20 protein-coding genes and 1 pseudogene are annotated in these 20,410 nt (G+C 52.5%); 6 read left to right on the plus strand and 15 right to left on the minus strand.

Going from position 1 to position 20,410, the window contains the following annotated elements; translation table 11 throughout:
* Positions 1-79: 79 nt before the first annotated feature.
* The gene (locus E6C60_RS05670) at positions 80-682 is read right to left on the minus strand and encodes a M15 family metallopeptidase (RefSeq protein WP_138224920.1); all 603 of its coding nucleotides are present in this window, start codon (positions 680-682) and stop codon (positions 80-82) included.
* A gap of 192 nt (positions 683-874) precedes the next feature.
* Here E6C60_RS05670 and E6C60_RS05675 point away from each other — a divergent pair, with 192 nt between their 5' ends.
* Positions 875-1,411, plus strand: a complete 537-nt coding sequence (locus E6C60_RS05675; protein WP_138224922.1) for an AAA family ATPase — start codon at positions 875-877, stop codon at positions 1,409-1,411.
* Between the two features lie 422 nt (positions 1,412-1,833).
* Here E6C60_RS05675 and E6C60_RS05680 read toward each other — a convergent pair whose 3' ends face one another.
* The 8 genes from E6C60_RS05680 to E6C60_RS05715 all read right to left on the minus strand — a co-directional run bounded on the left by E6C60_RS05680 (position 1,834) and on the right by E6C60_RS05715 (position 9,343).
* Positions 1,834-3,027: a MalY/PatB family protein gene (locus E6C60_RS05680; protein ID WP_138224924.1), complete on the minus strand. Its 1,194-nt coding sequence runs from the start codon at positions 3,025-3,027 to the stop codon at positions 1,834-1,836.
* Between the two features lie 155 nt (positions 3,028-3,182).
* A complete protein-coding gene (locus tag E6C60_RS05685) occupies positions 3,183-4,109 on the minus strand; it encodes an AEC family transporter (RefSeq protein WP_138224926.1) in 927 nt (308 codons plus the stop codon).
* Positions 4,110-4,297: 188 nt separating this feature from the next.
* Positions 4,298-5,017 carry a 3-ketoacyl-ACP reductase gene (locus E6C60_RS05690; protein ID WP_138224928.1) on the minus strand — a complete coding sequence of 240 codons (720 nt, stop codon included), beginning with the start codon at positions 5,015-5,017 and terminating at the stop codon, positions 4,298-4,300.
* A gap of 93 nt (positions 5,018-5,110) precedes the next feature.
* Positions 5,111-5,830 carry a peptidylprolyl isomerase gene (locus tag E6C60_RS05695; protein ID WP_138224930.1) on the minus strand — a complete coding sequence of 240 codons (720 nt, stop codon included), beginning with the start codon at positions 5,828-5,830 and terminating at the stop codon, positions 5,111-5,113.
* Positions 5,831-5,941: 111 nt separating this feature from the next.
* Positions 5,942-6,157: a hypothetical protein gene (locus E6C60_RS05700; protein ID WP_138224932.1), complete on the minus strand. Its 216-nt coding sequence runs from the start codon at positions 6,155-6,157 to the stop codon at positions 5,942-5,944.
* A gap of 42 nt (positions 6,158-6,199) precedes the next feature.
* Positions 6,200-6,829: a hypothetical protein gene (locus E6C60_RS05705; protein ID WP_138224934.1), complete on the minus strand. Its 630-nt coding sequence runs from the start codon at positions 6,827-6,829 to the stop codon at positions 6,200-6,202.
* Positions 6,830-7,095: 266 nt separating this feature from the next.
* Positions 7,096-7,806 (minus strand): cysteate racemase, encoded by a 711-nt coding sequence (gene cuyB, locus E6C60_RS05710; RefSeq protein ID WP_138224936.1) that lies wholly within the window; start codon positions 7,804-7,806, stop codon positions 7,096-7,098.
* Complete coding sequence (locus E6C60_RS05715; protein WP_175415216.1) at positions 7,796-9,343, minus strand: UDP-N-acetylmuramoyl-L-alanyl-D-glutamate--2,6-diaminopimelate ligase; 1,548 nt, start codon at positions 9,341-9,343, stop codon at positions 7,796-7,798. Before E6C60_RS05715 ends, cuyB begins: the two co-directional genes overlap by 11 nt.
* A gap of 338 nt (positions 9,344-9,681) precedes the next feature.
* Between E6C60_RS05715 and E6C60_RS05720 the strand changes: the two genes are divergently transcribed.
* Entirely contained in the window at positions 9,682-11,070 is a 1,389-nt protein-coding gene (locus E6C60_RS05720; RefSeq protein ID WP_138224940.1) for a sensor histidine kinase, read from the plus strand.
* 175 nt (positions 11,071-11,245) lie between these two features.
* Positions 11,246-13,078: a sensor histidine kinase gene (locus E6C60_RS05725; RefSeq protein WP_233281161.1), complete on the plus strand. Its 1,833-nt coding sequence runs from the start codon at positions 11,246-11,248 to the stop codon at positions 13,076-13,078.
* 101 nt (positions 13,079-13,179) lie between these two features.
* Here the strand turns inward: E6C60_RS05725 and E6C60_RS05730 are convergent, their stop codons facing one another.
* Together E6C60_RS05730 and E6C60_RS05735 are read right to left on the minus strand one after the other, a co-directional pair.
* Positions 13,180-13,419, minus strand: a complete 240-nt coding sequence (locus E6C60_RS05730; RefSeq protein WP_138224944.1) for an NHLP leader peptide family RiPP precursor — start codon at positions 13,417-13,419, stop codon at positions 13,180-13,182.
* A 69-nt stretch (positions 13,420-13,488) separates the two neighbouring features.
* Positions 13,489-14,442 carry a class 1 isoprenoid biosynthesis enzyme gene (locus E6C60_RS05735; protein WP_138224946.1) on the minus strand — a complete coding sequence of 318 codons (954 nt, stop codon included), beginning with the start codon at positions 14,440-14,442 and terminating at the stop codon, positions 13,489-13,491.
* A 197-nt stretch (positions 14,443-14,639) separates the two neighbouring features.
* Here E6C60_RS05735 and E6C60_RS21495 point away from each other — a divergent pair.
* The 3 genes and pseudogenes from E6C60_RS21495 to E6C60_RS05750 form a co-directional block, all read left to right on the plus strand.
* Positions 14,640-15,134 (plus strand): annotated as a pseudogene (locus tag E6C60_RS21495) (general stress protein); the annotation flags it as partial.
* Positions 15,135-15,628: 494 nt separating this feature from the next.
* Positions 15,629-17,095, plus strand: coding sequence for a potassium/proton antiporter (locus E6C60_RS05745; RefSeq protein WP_138224950.1), 1,467 nt, complete (start codon positions 15,629-15,631; stop codon positions 17,093-17,095).
* 126 nt (positions 17,096-17,221) lie between these two features.
* Positions 17,222-17,686 carry a Dps family protein gene (locus E6C60_RS05750; RefSeq protein ID WP_138224952.1) on the plus strand — a complete coding sequence of 155 codons (465 nt, stop codon included), beginning with the start codon at positions 17,222-17,224 and terminating at the stop codon, positions 17,684-17,686.
* Positions 17,687-17,828: 142 nt separating this feature from the next.
* On the opposite strand, the gene queF is transcribed toward E6C60_RS05750, so the two are convergent.
* The 4 genes from queF to queC are packed head-to-tail and all read right to left on the minus strand — an operon-like array spanning position 17,829 to position 20,299.
* On the minus strand, positions 17,829-18,326 hold the full coding sequence (gene queF / locus E6C60_RS05755) for a preQ(1) synthase (protein ID WP_138224954.1): 498 nt from the start codon (positions 18,324-18,326) through the stop codon (positions 17,829-17,831).
* Between the two features lie 35 nt (positions 18,327-18,361).
* The gene (queE, locus tag E6C60_RS05760; protein ID WP_138224956.1) at positions 18,362-19,141 is read right to left on the minus strand and encodes a 7-carboxy-7-deazaguanine synthase QueE; all 780 of its coding nucleotides are present in this window, start codon (positions 19,139-19,141) and stop codon (positions 18,362-18,364) included.
* On the minus strand, positions 19,134-19,625 hold the full coding sequence (gene queD, locus E6C60_RS05765; RefSeq protein ID WP_138224958.1) for a 6-carboxytetrahydropterin synthase QueD: 492 nt from the start codon (positions 19,623-19,625) through the stop codon (positions 19,134-19,136). Before queD ends, queE begins: the two co-directional genes overlap by 8 nt.
* Positions 19,622-20,299 carry a 7-cyano-7-deazaguanine synthase QueC gene (gene queC / locus E6C60_RS05770; protein WP_138224960.1) on the minus strand — a complete coding sequence of 226 codons (678 nt, stop codon included), beginning with the start codon at positions 20,297-20,299 and terminating at the stop codon, positions 19,622-19,624. The genes queD and queC overlap by 4 nt, the downstream gene beginning before the upstream one ends.
* Positions 20,300-20,410 lie beyond the last annotated feature (111 nt).

A 20,410-nucleotide genomic window follows, 5' to 3' on the forward strand; every position in this document is an offset into this window, starting at 1 on the left:
TTCTAACACCTCCTGTATACATTGACGAACGCTTCATCGTGAGTGTTGCAGGATACGAGACAAAAATGATAAAAATTTCTTATTTGAGAGCCTCCAGCGATGGGGCGGATTCAATGGGCGGCCGTTTCCCGCGCTGCAGCTCGCGGAGCGACAGGCCGAAATCCATCTGCAGATGCGGATAATCGGGAAAGCTGGCCCAGTCGCCTCCCCACTGAAAGCCAAGGTCTTTGGCGATCGCAACGACCTCCATCCAGTCGGACTTCCCGTTTCGGTTCCCGTCATACTCCAGATCCCAAATGACCTGTCCCTCGTTATTCCAAAGGGCAAAGTCAATAGCCAGACCGTAATTGTGCATGGATTGGCCTCCCCGGGCTTGGGTAACGATATCTCCGGGAGCTGATCTTCCCTGCTCGTAGAGCCGATCCTGCTCCTCATGAGAGCGGTAGCCGTCGGTCACAATAATCTTGATGCCAAGCTCGCGGGTCTTGGCGACCAGCCGGTTTTTTTGAGCCAATACGACGGGGTGCAGCTCTGTGATCGGGGCGGCGGGCGTTGTATTCTCCTCGGGGAGGAGATGATAGGGCTGATCCTGTACCTGTATATATATAATAACCAGCAGGATGGCGGCGATGATCCATCGGGTGGGACTTTTACGTTTGGGTTTTACTTGTGCGGTAGCCATAGCTTGGGTGGTTAACCTGCCTTCCCTGAAACAAAATCAACAGTTTATGAAGCTCGTCCTTCTATTATAGCGGGTCACGGGGATGGGCATCTACTCGGCTTAAGGCTGGTTTTAACGAAGGAAGGCAAGGGCGAGAGCAGGTATAATAAAGGACCGAGCTTCGCAAGCTATATGAAAAACAGGAGGCAGAGGATGGACAGAGAGCCTGCATTATGTCATCAGATTGGTATGCTGACAGGGGCCTTAAGCGGCCTGCAGCATTCAGGTTTAGGAGATTCCGGAGAAAAGAAAGGGCTCATGCAGCAGATAGAGCAGCTTCATGGACGACTGCAGGAGCTGCAGCTGGAGGAGTGGGCAGCAGGCTCCAGTGAAAGCATGGGGACGCGGCAGGAGTTGGTCCAGTGCCGGGTGGAGCTTTCCCGGTGCATGGAGCTGTTGACACAGCAGCAGGACCAGGCAGCCGAGCAGTATCGCCGGGTGCTGGGAGACGGCAAACCGGCCTTTGAGCAGCTAAGTCATGAAGAGCAGATGCGGGAGTCGCCGGAAGCGGCCGCGCTGCGTCAGCAGTATCAGGAATTAAAACAGGTGGGCAGGCAGGTTCAGCGGCTGAACGAAGGCTTGATGGATGCCGGTTACAGGCTGGATCGAGCGTATGAGGCGACAAGCAGCAGCGGAGCAGCAGAGGTGGTGGATGCTGGCGGTGATGTTGAGATACCGCCGTTTAGCTGACAGCTGGTGCGGCGTGGGGGTAGAGCAAAGAGCAGGTGATCGGGAGGATCACCTGCTCTTTGCTTGCGCCCGGTGCGCGGGCGCCTGGCGCGATGGTGCGTGGGCGCGCCACCACGCCACGAACGTGAAATTTCACGTTGGTTGGCCGCCCCTGGCGCAAACATGCGCCACGAACGCGAAATTTCGCGTTGGATGTGCGCGCCAGGCGCCAACGAGCGCCACGAACGCGAAATTTCGCATTGGTTGGGCGCGCCAGGCGCAAACATGCGCCACGAACGTGAAATTTCGCGTTGGATGTGCGCGCCAGGCGCAAACGAGCACCACGAACACGAAATTTCGCGTTGGATGTTTGCGCCAGGCGCGAACATGCGCCACGAACGTGAAATTTCACGTTCGTTAGCCTCGCGCTCCCTACCGTGGCCCTAGCTTCCGGCTGCTTCCATGCGGCGGCGCGACAAAGCCTCTTCCAGCCGGCGCATGGCTTCCTGTAATGTAGCAGAAGTGCAAGCGACGTTCATTCGCATGAAACCGTCGCCTACTGTTCCGAAGGAAGCGCCGTTATTCAGGCCCAGCTTCGCGTCCTCTACGAGGAACTTGGACAGCTCCTTATCGGGAAGTCCCAATGCTCTGAAGTCGAGCCACAGCAGGTAGGTAGCTTCCGGCAGCCATACTTTGACCTCTGGTGTATGCTCAGCGATATAGTCGCGTACATATTCCATGTTACCCCGAACGTAAGTTAGTAGCGCGTCAAGCCACTCCCCGCCTTCACGATAGGCAGCTTCTGTAGCGGCGGCACCCAGAGGAGTGATTGCGCCCAAAGCGAAGGTTTCGAGCGTCTTGGCAAATTTGCGCTTCAGAGAAACGTTAGGAATAATCAGATTAGCTGTATTAAGTCCTGCGATATTAAAGGTTTTGCTCGGTGCTGTGCAGATGATTGAGCGCTGGGCTGCATCCTCAGACAACGCAGCAAACGGCGTATGCGCTCCGGGCTCAAACACAAGGTCTGCATGGATTTCATCGGAAACAACGAGCACATCATGCTGCTGACACAGCTCAGCGATTCGGCTCAGCTCTTCACGTTTCCATACCCGACCCACCGGGTTATGAGGACTGCACAGAATAATCATCTTTGTTCGTTCGGCGGCAAGACAGCGCTCCAAATCCTCGAAATCAATATCGTAGCGTCCATCCTCATCCTGTACCAGCACGTTCTCGATAAGCTCCCGGCCCTGGTCCTTCACCACGCGATAAAAAGGAGGGTATACCGGGGTCTGGATGACGACGCCATCGCCTGGCTCCGTCAGGCTGCTGACAAGCATGCTCAGTGCTGGGACGACGCCGGGGCAGAATTGAATCCATTCCGGCTTAATGGACCATTGGTGACGGGATTTCATCCAGCCGCAGACGGCCTCCAGATAGTTCTGGCTTGGTAGTGTGTAACCGAACACACCATGGTCCACACGGTCGTGCATCGCCTGGATGACGGCCGGAGGTGCTGCAAAGTCCATGTCGGCAACCCATAGCGGCAAGGCATCGGTAACACCAAAAATCGTATGGACGTGATCCCACTTCAGGGACGAAGTTTCTGTGCGGTCAATATTCAGATCAAAATTCATAACTATCTCCTCCAAGATCGTCTTTATCTAATGTCTGTCAGTTTGAGAGAGACTTCTCATAGTTCGAAATCAGAAACCTAAGCAGCAACCCAAGTCGCAACCCAACAACCCACAAAAAATAAACTAATCTACAGCAGCACGCCCATGCTCATGCCCTATGCTGCTAAGATCCGGGATAAAGGAATCAGGGCGGTCAGGGTCAAGACGCTCAGCAGCGTCGAGAACAGAACCGTCTGAGCCGTAAAATCCGGCTCGTTCTGATATTCTTCGGCCAAAATGGACGCATTTACGCCGACCGGCATTCCGGAGGCGAGAATAAGCGCTTGGGCCGGAATACCTTTCAGCCCAAGAGACAGTACGATCAGGATGCCAATGACAGGAGCGGCGAGCAGCCGGATGGCTACACTGAAATAAATTTCCTTGCGGTGCAGCCGCAGCGGATATTTAATCATCTGCGCTCCCAGCGTTAAGAGCGCAATTGCGACCAGAGACTGATCGGCATAGATCAGGGGCCGGGCCAGAAACTCTGGCAGCGGAATAGAACCGATCTGGAACACCAGACCGGCAACGAGCGCATAGGGTACAGGCAGCTTCAAGAATCCGATCAGAGCCTGCCGGTATAGCCCTTGAGTCTTCGCTCCCTGAATTGAGAATACACCGTATGTAAAGGTCAGCAGCGCTTGCATCGTCATAATAAGAGCCTGCAGTGACCCCGCCAGCGCATCTCCTTTAAAGGCAAGCTCGTTCACCGGAAGTCCGTAATTGCCTGAATTGTCCAAGATCAGTGCATTCGTAAATGCAGCCCGCATGCCGCGCGTAAATTTCAGCCGGGCAGAGCAGAGTCTTCCGATGAGATAAAGCGCGGTAACATATATGGAATAGTATAGCACGATGGTGCCAAACAGCTCGGCGGACATTTCTGATTCATACATACTCATGAACACCACGGCCGGAGTAATATAATAGAAATTGATCTTGGCCAAGGTGTACAGGTCAAGCTGGAAAGCCCGCTGCATCAATACCCCCGCGCCGATGAGGATAAAGATAGGCAGCACTACTTCTAGCAGGATGCCGATAATCATGACGGTATATTCATCTTCTTTCCGAAAAATGCATTTGACAGTCATTATACCACGGCATGGGCTTCTGTCACGCAAAAAAGCCGAGGTCCCTGGCGCATCACAGGAAGGACCGGAACGTTCAGATCACGGTACATCCTGCTGCCCAAAAGAGCTCCTCGGCCTTCATAGCTAAATCGTTCACGCTGGGGTTATTGAGGGTTCGTCGTCCAGATTCCGGCTGTTTTGACAAACACGCGGGCAGGCAGCTTCAGGGCTGCCAAAGCCAGGGCCGCAACATCCTCCGGCTGCATCATCCGGTCCTCATCACCGATTTTCAGCCCGGCATGAACAGCAAGCTCGGTATTTACCGTGCTTGGCGTCAGCGCCGTCACCCGGATGTTATGCTTGCGAACCTCCTGCAGCACAGCCTCGGTCAGGCCCATTACGGCAAATTTAGAGGCATTATAAGCCGACCCGGTGGCGAATCCGCGTTCACCCGCAGTGGAAGAAATATTTATGACATCGCCAGAGCCGCGTTCCATCATGCTTGGCAGCACCGTGCGGAGCATATGGTAGGTTCCCATCAGATTGACATCAATGATTTTTTTCCATTCCTCGGTTTCCATCTCCAGCAGATTGCCAAATTGGGCAATCCCGGCGTTATTAATCAGGATGTCAATGGCACCCAGCTCCTGACTAATGACGGCAAATGCCGCCTCCACTTCACTCTGCAGCGAGATGTCTGCGGCAGCGCCGATCGCTTTAACCCCGTATTGCTCTGTAATCAGCTTGCTGAGCGACTGCAAATCCTCGGCGGTTCGGGCAATGAGCCCCACATGTACCCCTTCACTGGCCAGCGCGATCGCCATAGCGCGCCCGATGCCCTTGCCGGCGCCAGTAATAATAGCGGTCTTATTCTTCAAGCTCATCTGATCCACTCCCGATTGTTTATAGTATTAGCCCTCTATATAAGTATACCCCGTGCAAGGGGAGCTGATTGGAGATTAGTATCTGAAGCGCAATTACTGCTTGTCCGGCTCCGGATACTCCTCACCCAACGTATCTACAGTAACATTTTTCATCACCGGCGGATCAACGACGGTTTCTCCCTGGGTTGGCAGATTGGCAATCTCATCGACGACGTCCAGCCCTTCAATAACCTTCCCAAAAGCAGCATACTTGCCGTCCAGAAAATCAGAATCCGCGTGCATGATGAAAAACTGCGATCCCGCAGAGTTCGGATCCTGTGCCCGGGCCATAGATAATACGCCCTCCGTATGCAGCAAATCGTTCTGGAAGCCGTTGGCCGTAAACTCTCCTTTGATGCCATAGCCCGGTCCGCCGGTTCCGTTTCCGCTTGGGTCACCGCCCTGAATCATGAAGCCGGGAACGGCGCGGTGAAAGCCAAGACCATTGTAAAAGCCGCTTTCAGCGAGTGAAATAAAGTTATTCACTGTGTTCGGGGCGACTTCAGGGTACAGCTCGGCCTTGATGATGCCTCCGTTCTCCATCTCGATCGTGACGACCGGGTGGCTGGCGTCGGGATTCGGAACATTAAGCTCGGTTTCCGGCTCCGCTGGCGTTTCCTGAGTCGAGCTTCCATTGCTGGCGTTATTAGCGTTATTACTGGTCGTTCCACTGTCTGCATTCTCCCGGGACTGATCATTTCCGCAAGCGCCCAGCAGCAGCATGACGGTGAGCAGCAGAGCCCAGAGCGTCATCGTTTTAGTTCGGTTTTTCATGACAATCAATATCCTCCTTGACAATAGTCTAGCCTGATTTTATCACAAGCGGAAGATGCCCCGCATCTGTTGGCCAGATTCGGGGCATCCTTGATCGTCATGCGAACGGATTTATTCCGCTCCATCCTCACCGTCGTCATGCTGCGGGGTTTCTTTATGGTTTCGGGTGCCGTCCGGAAATTCGTGCTCCAGGCCCTCGGGCAGTATGCTGCCATCCGGGTAGGAGTCTTTCGCAAACAGGCCGGATTCTTTATTAATGTCCCGCTCATTGACTAAAGAATGCTCTAATCTGTTCTTATCCTTATTGCTGGAATTTCTGGAATTCATATCAGGCCCTCCTTATCATCCAAGTCATATACGGTTATACGGTTAAAAATCCTCCGGCAGCTTGCGCACCTCATCGCCGTCCACGCCGCCTGCACCGTTCAGCAGATCGATTCCGTGCTGATCCTGATCCGTAGGAAAGGCAGGGTCAACCGGGCTGTCCGCCTGCAGGGTGTCGGCATCCGGCACGTCCTCGAGCGGCCCGTCTTCCGCGTCGCTGCCTGCAGCGTCTTCGGTCATGTCAGCCTCCATAAAAGCATTTTCCTCTGGCGCTTCCTGGCTATAAGCCGGATTGTACTGTGGAACACCATGCAGATACGTGCTATTGGCGTCCTCACCTAGAGGCTCGTCATATTGCCGCGGGGTCTCTCCCGCATATCGCGATTCCTCCGAAGGGGAATCGTTCTCCGGCTCTGCCCCGGACACTCTCCAGGCTTCCATCGCGCTTGCATCCGGGTTCAGCTGGCGTCCATGATTCCCGTCTGCCGGGCCGGCCTCATCCTGGCTGAAGCCGCTGTGATCAGCCTCCTCACTGCTCAGGCTCTGGCTCGTGGTAGTCTGCATATTGCGCGTTTCATCCTCCGGAATATCGGTCATCGGGTCCAGCGGATCCATGCTCTCGTATTGTAAACGGACTACATCTGAAAATGAGTTGCGGTTCAATTCATTACGCATAATATTCATCTCCTTATCAGGATTCATAGTCAGTGCTTCGTTTCTGTATACGGAAATTACCCGCTGATGGAAGATTGAATCCTGCAGGGCAGGCTTTCCCCGCTTTCGCTCCTAGTGTGCCCTTATGAGGGTGCAGCAATTACTCCGCCACCTTTTTTCTCACAAAGCGGCTGGAGTCACCATCGGCCTTTTGGTGCATCAGCGCAAAACAAAAGCGGTGATTCAACAGGACATGATCCCCTGAATCTACCGCTTAAATGATGAGTTTAACGCGTCAGCGTCTTGCCAGACAAAATAATGGAACGTTCCACCAGCACATCCATGGCATCTATGGCACATTCCCGGTAAAATTCCGTGAGCGTAATACAGGACAGCTCTGTACAGGCAAGAATTACGGCGCGGCACTGCTGCTCGTAAACAAGTGTATGGATGAGTGCTTCCAGCTTGGCCGGACTTACATCTTTGTTTCCCTTAACGTCATCATAAATAATTTCCATGGCCAGCTGCTGCAGCTCTTCCTTCGGCTCATGAAGCTCCAGACCGTATTTCTCCGCGCTAAGGCGGTATATTCCACTGGATATCGTGCCATTGGTCGCCAGAATGCCGACTTTGCTGCCTGCCCCGAACCGCTGCTGCACCTGCTTCATCGTCTCGTCAACCATATGAATGAGCGGGATCGAGGTCATCCTCTGCATATCCTCGAAGAAATAATGGGAGGTGTTGCATGGAATCGCAATATGATGCACTCCTGCCATTTCCAGCAGCCTGAGATCACCGGAAATCGCCTCCAGGAAATCCTCCTTGTTGCCTTTCTGAATGACCTGGGTTCGGTCCGGAAGTCCGGTATGGTTCAGAATGACCATATCGATATGCTCTTGATCGTTATTCGCTGCGGTATGCTCAATCACCTTTTCGAAAAAAACCGAGGTGGCTTGAGGACCCATGCCGCCGATCACGCCCAGTTTTTTATTGTCCATGGTTCAACAGCTGCCTCTTTTTAAAATCATTCACAATCTGTGCCTCGTGAAAAGGAATTTCAGTCGTACCGATAATCTGGGAGGTTTCGTGGCCTTTTCCGGTAATTAGCACAATATCGTCTTTTTCAGCTAAGGCAAGCGCATATTCAATCGCTTCTTTGCGGTCCACCATCCCTTTAAAGGAGCCCTGATGCTCCTGCATCGCAGCAGCTATGTCTGCAATAATGGCATCCGGATCCTGATCCTTCGGATTATCGGAGGTAATGACCGAGAAATCCGCATGCTGTGCAGCGACTCGTCCCATTGCGCGGCGCTTGTCCAGCCCCAGCTTTCCGGGTGCGGCATAAACACCGAAGACGAGGATAATGCGGCTCTTGGCATAGGGGCGAAGCGTGGAGAGCACCTTTTCCAGGCTATCTTCAGTATGAGCGAAATCCACAATCACGGTGTTATGGTCATCCCGGTAGACGACCTCCATGCGGCCCTTAATGCCTTCTACGGCCTGAATTCCCGCCTTGGCCGTTTCCAGTGGGATTCCGCTGGCATACGCCCACGCCAGGGCCGCAAGGCTGTTCAGCACATAAATGCTGCCCGGCAGGCGGACCTCCAGCTCAATGGAGCCGGCAGGGGTGTGCGCAGTAAAGCGCGTGGCGTCAATCGCATAGGAAATATTGTCGGCGTAAATATCAGCGTCCTGCTCCAGGCCATAGGTCAACAGGGCTGCAGGCCGAGTGCGCAGTCTCTGGATTAAAAGGGCGCCGTATGGATCATCCGCATTAATAATGTTGCAGCGGGAGGTCATGTCGAACAGCATGGCCTTCGCTTCGAAATATTCCTCCATACTGCGGTGAAGCTCCAGATGATCCGGCGTCAAATTGGTAAATATGCCGGTGTGAAACGAGCTGTAAGCTACCCGTTTCAGGCTCAGGGCGTGGGAGGATACCTCCATGACACAGGTATCAATGCCGCGCTGGGCCATCTCCGCAAAGGATTGCTGCAAATACAATGCCTCAGGGGTCGTATTCTTGTTCTTTCGGAGCTCCTCACCGATCAGCGTTCCGATCGTCCCGATGATGCCGGAGGATTGACCGGCTTGATCCAGGATGGATTTGATAAAATAGCTGATCGAGGTTTTGCCATTTGTGCCGGTGATTCCTACCATATTGAGCTTCTCGGTCGGCCGGCCATAGAAGTTGGCGGAGATCCGCGCCAGCGCATCCCGCGTATCCTGTACCTGCAGCAGCGTGAGGGCGGACGGAGCGGAGAGCGGGAGCTCTACCGGCTGCTCGGCCACAATGACGGAAGCGCCCTGAGCGATCGCTGCTGGAATATATCGGTGTCCATCGACAGTAAATCCGGATATAGCCACAAAGATGGCGCCCGGCATCACTTCACGTGAGTCAAAGGCGACGCTGCTGACTTCCTGGTTCAAGTCGCCCTGGATCCGCTCAAAAGCCAAGTCCTGAAGGACGAAGGATAGTATCAAGGCATACAGCCCCTTTCTATATATGTAGTTCCACACAGCCAGTCTGTGCATATGGATTTCATACCTCATTTGGGTATATAGACCCTTTCCGGCTGGAGGAATCAAGTAGTACTCTCAAATCTCATTCATCTATTCATCAGAGGTTCATATAATAGCGGCAATCAGGTCATCAAATAATAATAATACTTCTTGTCCCTGCGGAATACAAATCTATTTGCGGCAGCGTCAGGGCGTGGGAGGAGCCTGTGCGTTTTTGTGCTTCTAACAGAAAAAATGCGAGCGTCCATTTCATTTCATGATATATTGATAGAGACGTTGCAAATCATGTCGATTGCTGTATTTTATCGCTGCTTCATATATATAGAGAAGGACTGAGGTGTCGCAAAAAGATGGCCGTGCCCCTGAAAGACCTGAGCGACTTCGTAATGGGGAGCTCGTTTGCTTTTATTGCACTCGTGATGCTGTTTTGCCTGCTGTTTCTGCCAAGGCATACCCGGACGAGCTGGCTTGCATTAACCCTGGTGGTCGGCTCCTGCGGTGTACTGCTCATGACGTATTCACCATTCTTATACACCTATTATGAATCGTATTCCCGGTTGTGGGTGACGGCTTTCGATGCGGCACTGTTTACGCTGCTGCCTTCCATGACCTTTTATTTCGTAAAAATATACGGTCCCGGTCCATACCGGCTTACCAGCCGCCTGCTCATGTTCCAGACACTATATTCCTTGCTGTGCGCGGTTTTTTTGATGATCATGACGCTTTCCGGTACTGATTATGATGGAATCTACTACTTTTTTACCGTCTACCTGCTGGGCATGATGATGATCCTCCAGGTGCTGTACCTGGTGGGACTAAGCATTTTATCTGCCATCCGCAAGAATAAGGACGCCTACATTTTCTCCGCGGGCTTTATGCTGCTCGCCGGAGGAGCGCTTACGGATCTGCTGCTGTTTTATGCTTCTGGCCGCGGTCATCAATTTGTGTACTGGAAGTGGGGCGTTCTTGCGTTCATCCTGTCGCTGATGATTATGCTTGGCCGTAAATTTATTCGTGGACATGATCAGGTGGTGCAGTATTCCAAGGAGCTGGAGATGTTCAACAATGAGCTGCAGCGATCCGAGAAGATGGAGATTATAAGCGAGCTCGCGGCTTCCGTCGCGCATGAGGTCAGAAATCCGTTGCAGGTGACACGAGGCTTTATGCAGCTCCTCGCCGAGAAATCGGAAGAAGGGCAAAAAGAGTATCTGAACCTGGCTCTGAAGGAGCTGGACCGGGCTTCAGGAATTATTACCGATTTCCTTACCTTTGCCAAGCCTGAGCTGGAGCAGGTGACCGTGCTGAATCTGGCAGAGGAGCTGCGCCATGTTACGGGAATCCTGAATCCGCTCGCTAATTTGAGCGGGGGCGTCATTCAACTGGAGGTCTCCAAGGGAGTATACATTGCCGGTAATGCCTCCAAGCTGAAGCAGGCGGTCATCAATCTCGTGAAGAACAGTATTGAGGCTCTGGAGGGCGAGGGCGTGATCAAGATCCGGGTGTTTAAGGATAAGGAGTATGCGGTCATCTCCATCCGGGACAATGGGGTCGGCATGGATATGCAGGAGCTGTCCCGCCTGGGCGAGCCGTATTTCTCCAACAAGACCAAAGGGACCGGGCTGGGACTTATGGTGACCTTCCGCATTATTGAAGCCATGCAGGGAAAAATCCATTTTACCAGCCATAAAGGCATCGGGACGGAAGCGGTCATTCAGATTCCGCTGGCTTCAAATAAATGATTGGAATAATAAACATTTATTATCAGATTTGGCTTAAGAAGCAGGGATAGAGAGCAAGTCCATCGAATGTATAACCATCGGAATGGATAGACATACACCCCAGATTATTCCTTTGGTTGAGGTGGGTATATTGAAATGTCTCAGAGCTGTAATTGTTCTCCTGTTTCTTCTCATAATGGGAATGGTGGCTGGTGCAGAGATTGCATTGAGTCATGCTTCGACACAAGTAAACGTGTCCTCCTGGAGCATCTCGTGGACCACCTCTGACGGCACTCCTCCCTCCAGACCGCCGACAGACCTCCCTGAGGAGGCATGGAGACCTTACGGCTTGACTTCGCCTGAATCCTCACAGCTGAATGCTGTCTGGATCCGGCTTCAGGTTCCAGAGCTGCAAGGGAGCCCCCAGGGCATTCTGCTGGAGAATCTTCAGGGCAAGCGAATGACCATTTTTGCAGCTAATCATATCATTTACAAAGCGAACTATAACTATCAGCTCAATCAAATCCTCTTTCCGCTGCAATCTGCGCTGTCCGGCCAATATATGTATATGTGGCTGGAGACCGACAACCCCAACCTCCGCCTGGAGGAGCGTGTGCAGTTCGGAGATTTTCAGCATTTGTTTAACGAGTTTCTGAGGAGCAGTCTGGACGACATTATTCTTGGCAGCACGCTGCTCTTTATGTCCGCTATTATGCTCGTCTGGAGCTTTTTTACGAATCGGCGTTACCGGCTTCATGTGCTGTCCCTCGCTCTAGTCATTCTTTCCGCCGGGGTGCTGGTCTTTACGTACTCTCCCTTCCTTTACACCGTCTTTGAGCATAAAGAAGAGCTCTTTACCCGCCTTTATGATCTGGCTTTGCTAGTTCTGCTGCCTTCCTTCAGCTTGTTTTTCGAGACGGTGTTCGGCTCGGGCTACCGTGGATGGCTGCGGACCATGCGCCGGCTGCAAACAGGCTATTCCTTGTTCTGTCTGCTGTTTATGTCCCTCAATATGCTCTCTCAAGGCCGGTACGATGAGTGGTATTATGTCCTGACTGCCAAAGCGCTCGGCATGATGATGATGGTTCAGCTCGCCGTGCTGGTGTTCAGCTCTATTATGTTTGCGGTGCGGGGAAGCCGGGAAGCGGTCATTTTCAGTGTGGGGCTGTGTCTGTTTGCCGGCATCAGCCTGGGAGAGCTGTTTCGCTTTTATATGAGTGGCGGCGAATATACACTGATGTATTGGAAGTGGGGGGCCGCGGGATTTGTGGTCGTGCTGATCATGATCCTGGGCAGGATTTTTACGCAGAACCATGAGCAGGTTATTCAGTATTCCAGAGAGCTCAAGATGTTCAATCAGGAGCTGCAGCGTTCGGAGAAAATGGAGATTATTAGTGAGTTGGCCGCATCGGTAGCCCATGAGGTCCGCAACCCGCTTCAAGTAACAAGAGGCTTTCTGCAGCTGATCAGCGGTAAGTCACGGCCGGAGGAGCGGGAGTATTTGAATCTGGCTCTGGTGGAGCTGGACCGGGCTTCCGGAATTATTACGGACTTTCTGACCTTTGCCAAGCCCGAAAGCGGCCGGACCTCGGTTCTCCGTGTACTGGATGAGTTCACTCATATTGAGGGCATTCTAACCCCGCTGGCCCATCTGCATGGCAGCAAAATTACCGTGGACATTCCGACCGATCTGTGGATTCGGGGGAATTCCTCCAAATTCAAGCAGGCGCTGATCAACATTGTGAAGAATAGCATTGAGGCGATCCAGGAGGAAGGAATGATTCATATTCAGGCCTATCGCCGGAATCAGGTCATATATATTCTCATTCGGGATAATGGCGAGGGGATGAAGGAGGAGGAGCTGGTCCGGCTGGGCGAGCCGTATTTCTCTAATAAGAGCAAGGGCACCGGGCTGGGGCTCATGGTCACCTTCCGGATTATTGAAGCGATGGAAGGACAAATTCAATATAGCAGCAAAAAAGGAGTGGGAACCGAAGCCTTGATTACTCTTCCTGCCGCGGTTAGCTAGTTCGCGGCAGGAAGAGGGCTTGTCCCACTCCTTCTTATGTTGTATGTAATTTACACTAGATGTCATGGTGTTGCTTCAGACTCATGTGCGGGAAGGAGATGTTACCACATTGCCTTTTCTTTGGCTTCCGACTTGATCACTCCGGAAGGATTCGGCGGAATAACCAGGTAGAACTCATTAGAGTTCTCTTCCACGGTTCTTACCTGAATGTGGTCGGGAATCCAGACACCAAGCGCTTCCTTGATCGCGGATCTCGGATCTGCCAGCAGCTTCGCCTTAAAGCTTGGATCCTCCCATGCTTTCTGGATCAATTGTGTTTGAAAGATGGCTTCTGTCGTCATTACGAATCACCCTTTCAAAATGGTTATTTATTACTTTAATAGAATAACATGGTATTGATATAAAATCTATTACTTTTTGGATAAAGTAGACAAAATAAAATTCAGACCTCCATGCTGCAGCAGCTGCCGACCGGATTCGATGTTTTCCGACTCCTCATGAAGCTGCTGGACCAGCGTGCTGTGGAAATCAATCAGATGTGGAAGGGTGGAAGGGATATCCTGCAGGCGCTGATGATTGGCGATCGCAATGTCTGTATAGCGGGTTAGAGCCTGCTGATGATAGACAGCCTGCTGCACTTCGGTGTGTCCTAGAGCGGAATCTGGGGGCAGCTGCCGCTCGGAGCGGATCAGGGAGAGCAGGCAATTATAGCTGCCATCGGCCAGATCCTGTTCCCAGTCAGCCCAGTCATCCATCATCTGCAGTGTGACCAGAACGACATCCAGAATGTCAGAGGTTTCCGGGATCTGTTCCTCCTGACCGGCCAGCAGCAGCACGGCTGTGCTCCCCAGCTTGACAGGAGACGCTTTCTTGGCAATATACAGCGGATTGATGTGAAATTCCCGGCCCTCCTGTTCAAACCCAACCCCATCACACCATTCTCGAAGGTAGAGATCAAAGTAGCTCCAGAAGGGGCTCTCTGCCGGAAACAGACCGCGGTACAGTCTCATGAATTCATTGTAGAACAGATTGGCGAGCAGCAGCTGGGTACGAAAGCTTACAGGAGGAGCGGACTCGGCAGAGCTGTCCATAATATCATCCTGAATGAAGAAATAAAGCATGCCGAAAATGTTGGCTGAGGATAAAGTGCGGTACAGGGATGGGGTAAGCCTGGTAGAGTCTTGAAGCCAGAAGGGGAGCAGATAACAAATGTAATTCTTGGCGCTTTCCTGTTCAAACACGTTGAATTTGCTCAAATAATGGAGGCCTGTCTCATGGAGTGGAAAAGGAAACTGGGATATGGTCTTCTCACATGCTGCAAACACTTCCGTCAGGTCCTTTTCATAGGTTTCCAGCCATTTCATAGCGTCACCAACTTTACCTGAAATAAGAAGCTCAGCGATTATCTACGAAGTGTTTTTACATACTTCTGATCATATCATATATCCCTTTAAAGTTAAATATTTACATTGGAGGTCTTTGTTTGATCTTCTTGCCCCGCGTTTATAAAAGAGATATGCAGCACTAAAATAATGCACCACAAATCAGGAGGTAATCCGATATGTCTAAAAAAATTGTTGGAGCATTTCATACAGAACAAGAAGCGACAAAAGCGATTGAGGATTTAAAGCAGCAGGGATACAGCGCAGACGAAATTTCAGTCATTGCGAAGGATCGCGATGAGGCTCAGCATATCTCCGATGAGACGGAGACGAAGGCACCGGAAGGACTTGCATCCGGCGCAGCAACGGGCGGTGTCGTCGGAGGTGTAACGGGATTGCTGGCAGGGCTGGGTGCGTTAGCGATTCCCGGTATCGGGCCTATCGTAGCGGCAGGGCCGATTGCAGCGACACTGACGGGCGCTGCCGTAGGCGCGGGCGCCGGCGGACTTGTAGGCGGCTTGATCGGCCTGGGTATTCCGGAAGAAGAAGCGAAGGAGTACGATGAGTTCGTAGAAGAAGGGCGAATTCTCGTCCTTGTGGATACTGACGATCATCGCTCGGATGGGGTGTATGACACCTTCCGCCGCAATAATACACTGAATGCCCATCATTATGCGGGTGTAGGCGGGCTGAACACGGGCATGGATGATCCCGAGCCTTCCCGCGATGCAAGTCTTGGACATACCGGCAGCGGTATTGTACCAGGCCGCGCAGACGCTGAAGCCTCCGCCTCTTCCACAGCTGGGGATGGAGGAGACAGCTCGCTGGGAGATGCCTCATATGGCGGTGCCGGCTCGACCCTTGACCATGACCCTGAGGTTGCTGCTGCAGCCGAGGATACGGTTCAGGATCCGAACCTGTATCAGGGACAAGGTGCCGGATATGGCGGTGCTTCGAATCCGGATCCGAATTCTGCAGAGAATATCAAGCTGGCAGAAGAAGAACAAAGAGGAGCTGCGGCGGCAGCAGATGATCTGAATAATGACAGAGACCGCCGCTAAATATCTCCAGTTCTATGCTGAAGGCCACCCGGAGCTATACTTCCGGGTGGCCTTTTTAGGGTGTCGAAGACAAGATACGGAGCTCACCCGATCGGAGGGGGTGTCAGGTGCTAAACTTTGTGGATTCCGTCATTATTTCAGCGGCACTGCTGCTGCTGACCGGTGTGCTGACGACTAAATTTTCTTCACGCTTCGGCATGCCGGCGCTGGTCATTTTTATTGTCATCGGCATGGTCTTAAGCCGCTACATCTACTATGATGATGCGGAGATTACCCAACTGGTCGGGGTGTTTGCGTTGATCGTTATTCTGTTTCAGGGCGGGATGCAGACGGATTTCAGAGAGATTAAGCCGGTCATTGGACCGGCATTGTCTTTGGCTACACTAGGGGTGCTTCTGACTACGGTCGTCATCGGAATCAGCGCGTCCTTCATTCTGGGGCTGCCCCTTGCTGAGGGACTGCTGATCGGCGCGATTGTAGGGTCTACAGATGCGGCAGCTGTATTCTCCGTACTGGGCGGACTGAACTTGAAGCAGAGAATCAAGGCGACGCTGGAAGCCGAGTCGGGCAGCAATGACCCGATGGCGGTATTTTTGACGGTATCTCTGATTGAATGGATTCAAGGCTCAGAGGCCGGCATTCTCGGTATGGTCCTGTCCTTTATCCGGGAAATGGGTCTCGGCATGATCGTTGGAGTGCTGCTTGGCATGCTGTCCGTCTACGTGATTAACCGGATTAATTTTGACTCCTCTGGCTTATATCCTGTCATGGCGATGGGCTTTGCTGTCCTGACCTACGGGCTGGCCGAGACGGTGATGAGCAGCGGACTTCTGGCAGTATATGTGATGGCCCTCGTTGTCGGTAATACCGAGCTGACCTACCGCCGCACGATTCTTGCCTTTAATCAAGGCTTCGCCTGGATGATGCAGATTGTCATGTTCGTGCTGCTGGGCCTCCTCGTATTTCCCTATCAGCTATCGGATATTGCCTGGGAAGGGCTGCTGTTGTCCCTGCTTCTTATTGGTGTCGCCCGGCCGGTCGGAGTTATGGCCAGTCTGCTGTTTACCTCTTTTCCTTTCAGCGAGAAGCTGCTGGTAGCCTGGGCGGGACTGCGGGGTGCAGTTCCGATTGTGCTTGCTACCTATCCGATTCTGGCGGGATTTACGAATGGGCAAATGTTCTTTAATGTTGTCTTTTTCGTTGTGCTCACCTCAGCTATCATTCAGGGCACAACCATTGCTCCATTAGCGAAGATGCTGCGGCTCGTCAATCCGGATCCTCTGCTGCAGTCCTCGCAGCTGGAGCTGTACGCTCTGGGCAAGGGGAAGGCTGAAATCAATCATATTCAGGTGCAGAAGCATATGAGTGTGATTGGCAAAGAGATTCAGGAGCTGGCATTGCCGGACGATATCCTGTTTACCGCGATCATTCGAGGGGATCAGATTCTGACTCCCAGGGGCAGCACCGTGATTCAGGAGGGTGACACGCTATATGTCATGTGCTCCAAAGCGAAGCGTCAGCAGATGAGAAATATGCTCGGAGTAGGGACGTCTGCGTATAACAAACATTCATAAAAAAGTCTCCTTCATCACATCCTCATATCAAGTGCGCCGTAAAGGCTTGCGATATAGAAATAAATCTGTTAAGATGAATATACAGATTTAGAATAAGTCTAAATTTAAATAAAGGACGGGATGAAGATGAACCCTACTCAAGAGAATCGTACGAACGCTGCATTGCAGAATCAGCTGAACACCCAGCTCGCGAACTGGAGTGTGCTTGGTGTTAAGCTGCATGCTTACCACTGGTTTGTGAAAGGGCCGCAGTTCTTTACACTGCATAAGAAGTTTGAGGAGCTGTACGGTGCGGCAGCTGGATACACGGATGAATTGGCAGAACGGCTGCTGGCGATTGGCGGAACTCCTGCAGCATCCATGAGTCAGTACCTGCAGCTGGCTTCTGTCAAGGAGTACAGCGGACCGATGACGGCAGAAGAGATGACAGCAGACCTGGCATCAGATTTTCGCACTATTGCAGCCCAGCTGAGCGCGGGGATCGTTGAAGCTGGGCAGGAGGGGGACGAGCCCTCTGGTGATCTGCTGACTGGGATGAAGGCGGAAGTAGAGAAGCAGGCCTGGATGCTGGAGTCCTTCTCCGGGCGTTAATCCAATGAGGCAACCTGAGTGAAATCTGAAGCAACTCATAAAGACATGGTGGAGTCAGGGAGGTTAGCCCCGCACCGCCATGTCTTTATGTTGGTCTATTGCCGGACGAAAGTATTCCGGACCAGAGAAAGCTTTCCAAGGTTTAGCGATTGTCTATTTTTTCGGGATACATGTCATGATTCATCAATCGGTGGGCAGCCATCTGCTCGAAGGAGGTACCCGGCTTTCCGTAGTTGCAATACGGATCGATCGAAATGCCGCCTCGTGGCGTGAATTTCCCCCATACCTCAATGTAGCGGGGATCCATCAGCTTAATCAGATCATTCATGATAATGTTGACGCAATCCTCATGGAAATCGCCATGGTTGCGGAAGCTGAACAGGTACAGCTTCAATGCTTTGCTCTCGACCATTTTGATGTCCGGAATATAGCTGATATATATGGTTGCGAAATCCGGCTGTCCTGTAATCGGGCACAGGCTTGTAAATTCGGGACAGTTGAATTTAACCATGTAGTCCCGGTAAGGGTGCTTGTTCTCGAAGGTTTCCAGGATCCCGGGATCGTACTCAAAGGTATACCGGGTTCCCTGATTACCCAGAAGCGTCAAGTCTTCCATTTCATTATGCTGTCTTCCAGCCATGTTCATTCTACCTCTTTCTATCCCATAGATGTGATTTATACGCCGCGTTTGTTGCTCCATACCAGCGTGTGCAGCTGGGGAAGCACGCGTACATCATTCAGCCGGTCAGAAGCCATTACGGCTTCAATCAGCTGTTCATAGCGGAGCAGTAAATCTGCGACATGCGCTGTCTGATTCGTCGTGCTGACGTCCGGATTTCCGGCCTGGATATAGAAGGGGACGTTGGGATAGCGCTCATGCACGGTTTTGGCATAAGACAAATCCCGGTCATCAAAGACGACGACCTTCAGGCTGAAGCTTCGGCCGGGCTCTCGCGCAGACAATCGGGATACAACGTCATCCAGAATATTCCAGTCGGTATCCATTCGAGAGCTGGGAGGCTTAGGAGACAGGGTGATCTCGTCGATGTCAGATAGCCATGGCTGCCAGCGCGAGCCTTGCGTCTCCAAAGCAACGGTAATGCCGCGGCTGTGCAGGAGATCCACCAGGGAACCGAGCTGCGGCAGCAGTGCGGGATTGCCGCCGGAGATGGTCACATGATCGAACCGTTCTCCGCCAAGACGGTAGAGCTCTTCCCAAATATCCTCGGGTGACAACAAGGCAATGCTGTCCTTGGCAGAGCCGTCCCACGTGAAGGCGGAGTCACACCAGGAGCAGCGATAATCGCAGCCTGCGGTGCGGACAAACATCGTTTTGCGGCCGATCACCATGCCTTCGCCCTGCACGGTAGGTCCGAACACCTCCAGAACGGGCACCGGACGGACGACAGCTTCCGAAGAAGTCTGGTTCTTATAGGCTTCCAGCATGCTACTCATCCTCCATCCACTCCCGTCTGACCTCGGCGTAGCTGGTAGGCGTCTCATACAGCCGCACGAATTCCGTGCGCATGGCCTGCTGCTGGAAGGCAGCCTGGGACGAGAGTGCAAGAGCCATCTGCTCATACAGCCAGACGACCATATTCTCTGCCGTAGTATTCATTGGCGGCAATGTTTCATTCAAATATTGATGGTCCAAGTATGGCTCGATCTTCGTCTTCCATATATCCTTGATCTGACCGAAATCAACGGTGATTCCGACTTGATCCGGTGTACCGGAGATGCCGAATACGACTTTGTACGTGTGGCCGTGCAAATTTTTGCACTTGCCTTCATAGGCGTGGAGATGATGGGCGGCATCAAAGGTGAATTCCTTGGATACCAGAACGCGCTTCTGGTGATAGCGAAGCTGTCCGGCACCAATGTCCTCGCCATATTTCTGCAGCTGCTCTACAATCCGAAAGGTTCCGGGCTGATGCTTCATGACGTCACCCCCTGATTTCCAGGGTCTCTGCGGCTCAAATACTGCTCCAGGCCGGCGCGGCGGAGCTTGCAGGCCGGACACTCTCCGCAGCCATCACCGATGATGCCGTTGTAGCAGGTCAGGGTGTTATTGCGGATATATTCCAGCACGTTCATCTCATCTGCCAGTCCCCAGGTGTCGGCCTTATCCAGCCACATGAGCGGAGTATGAATGACAAAGGGATAATCCATGGCCAAATTGAGTGTTACATTCAGCGATTTAATGAAGCTGTCTCTGCAGTCGGGATAACCGCTAAAGTCCGTTTCGCATACGCCGGTGACCAGGTGCCGGGCACCGTTCTGTTTGGCCAGCACAGCGGCAAAGCTCAGAAACAGGTGGTTCCGGCCGTCCACGAACGTAGTCGGCAGTCCATTGTCGCCTTCCTCAATCGGGATCTCGCTCCGGGTCAGCGCATTGGGAGCCAGCTGGTTCAAGAGGCTCATATCAAGCACCGTATGCTTGATATTCTGTTCCCGGGCAATGCTCTGGGCGCATTCTATCTCATCACGGTGTCGCTGCCCGTAATCAAACGTGACCGCTTCTACCTCTGCAAATTGCTGCTTGGCCCAGAACAGGCAGGTCGTACTATCCTGTCCGCCGCTGAATACGACGAACGCTTTCTCTTGCTTTAACATAAAAAAACCTCTCATTCTTCTAGGTTAGCTCCGGCTTGAACACCAGGGCGGGACGGAAGAAAGAGAAGTTCTTGAACTGTAGCCATTAAAAAACAAGCCTTTCCATGCAGT

Source organism: Paenibacillus algicola, assembly GCF_005577435.1.
Classification (GTDB): Bacteria; Bacillota; Bacilli; order Paenibacillales; family Paenibacillaceae; genus Paenibacillus_AQ; species Paenibacillus_AQ algicola.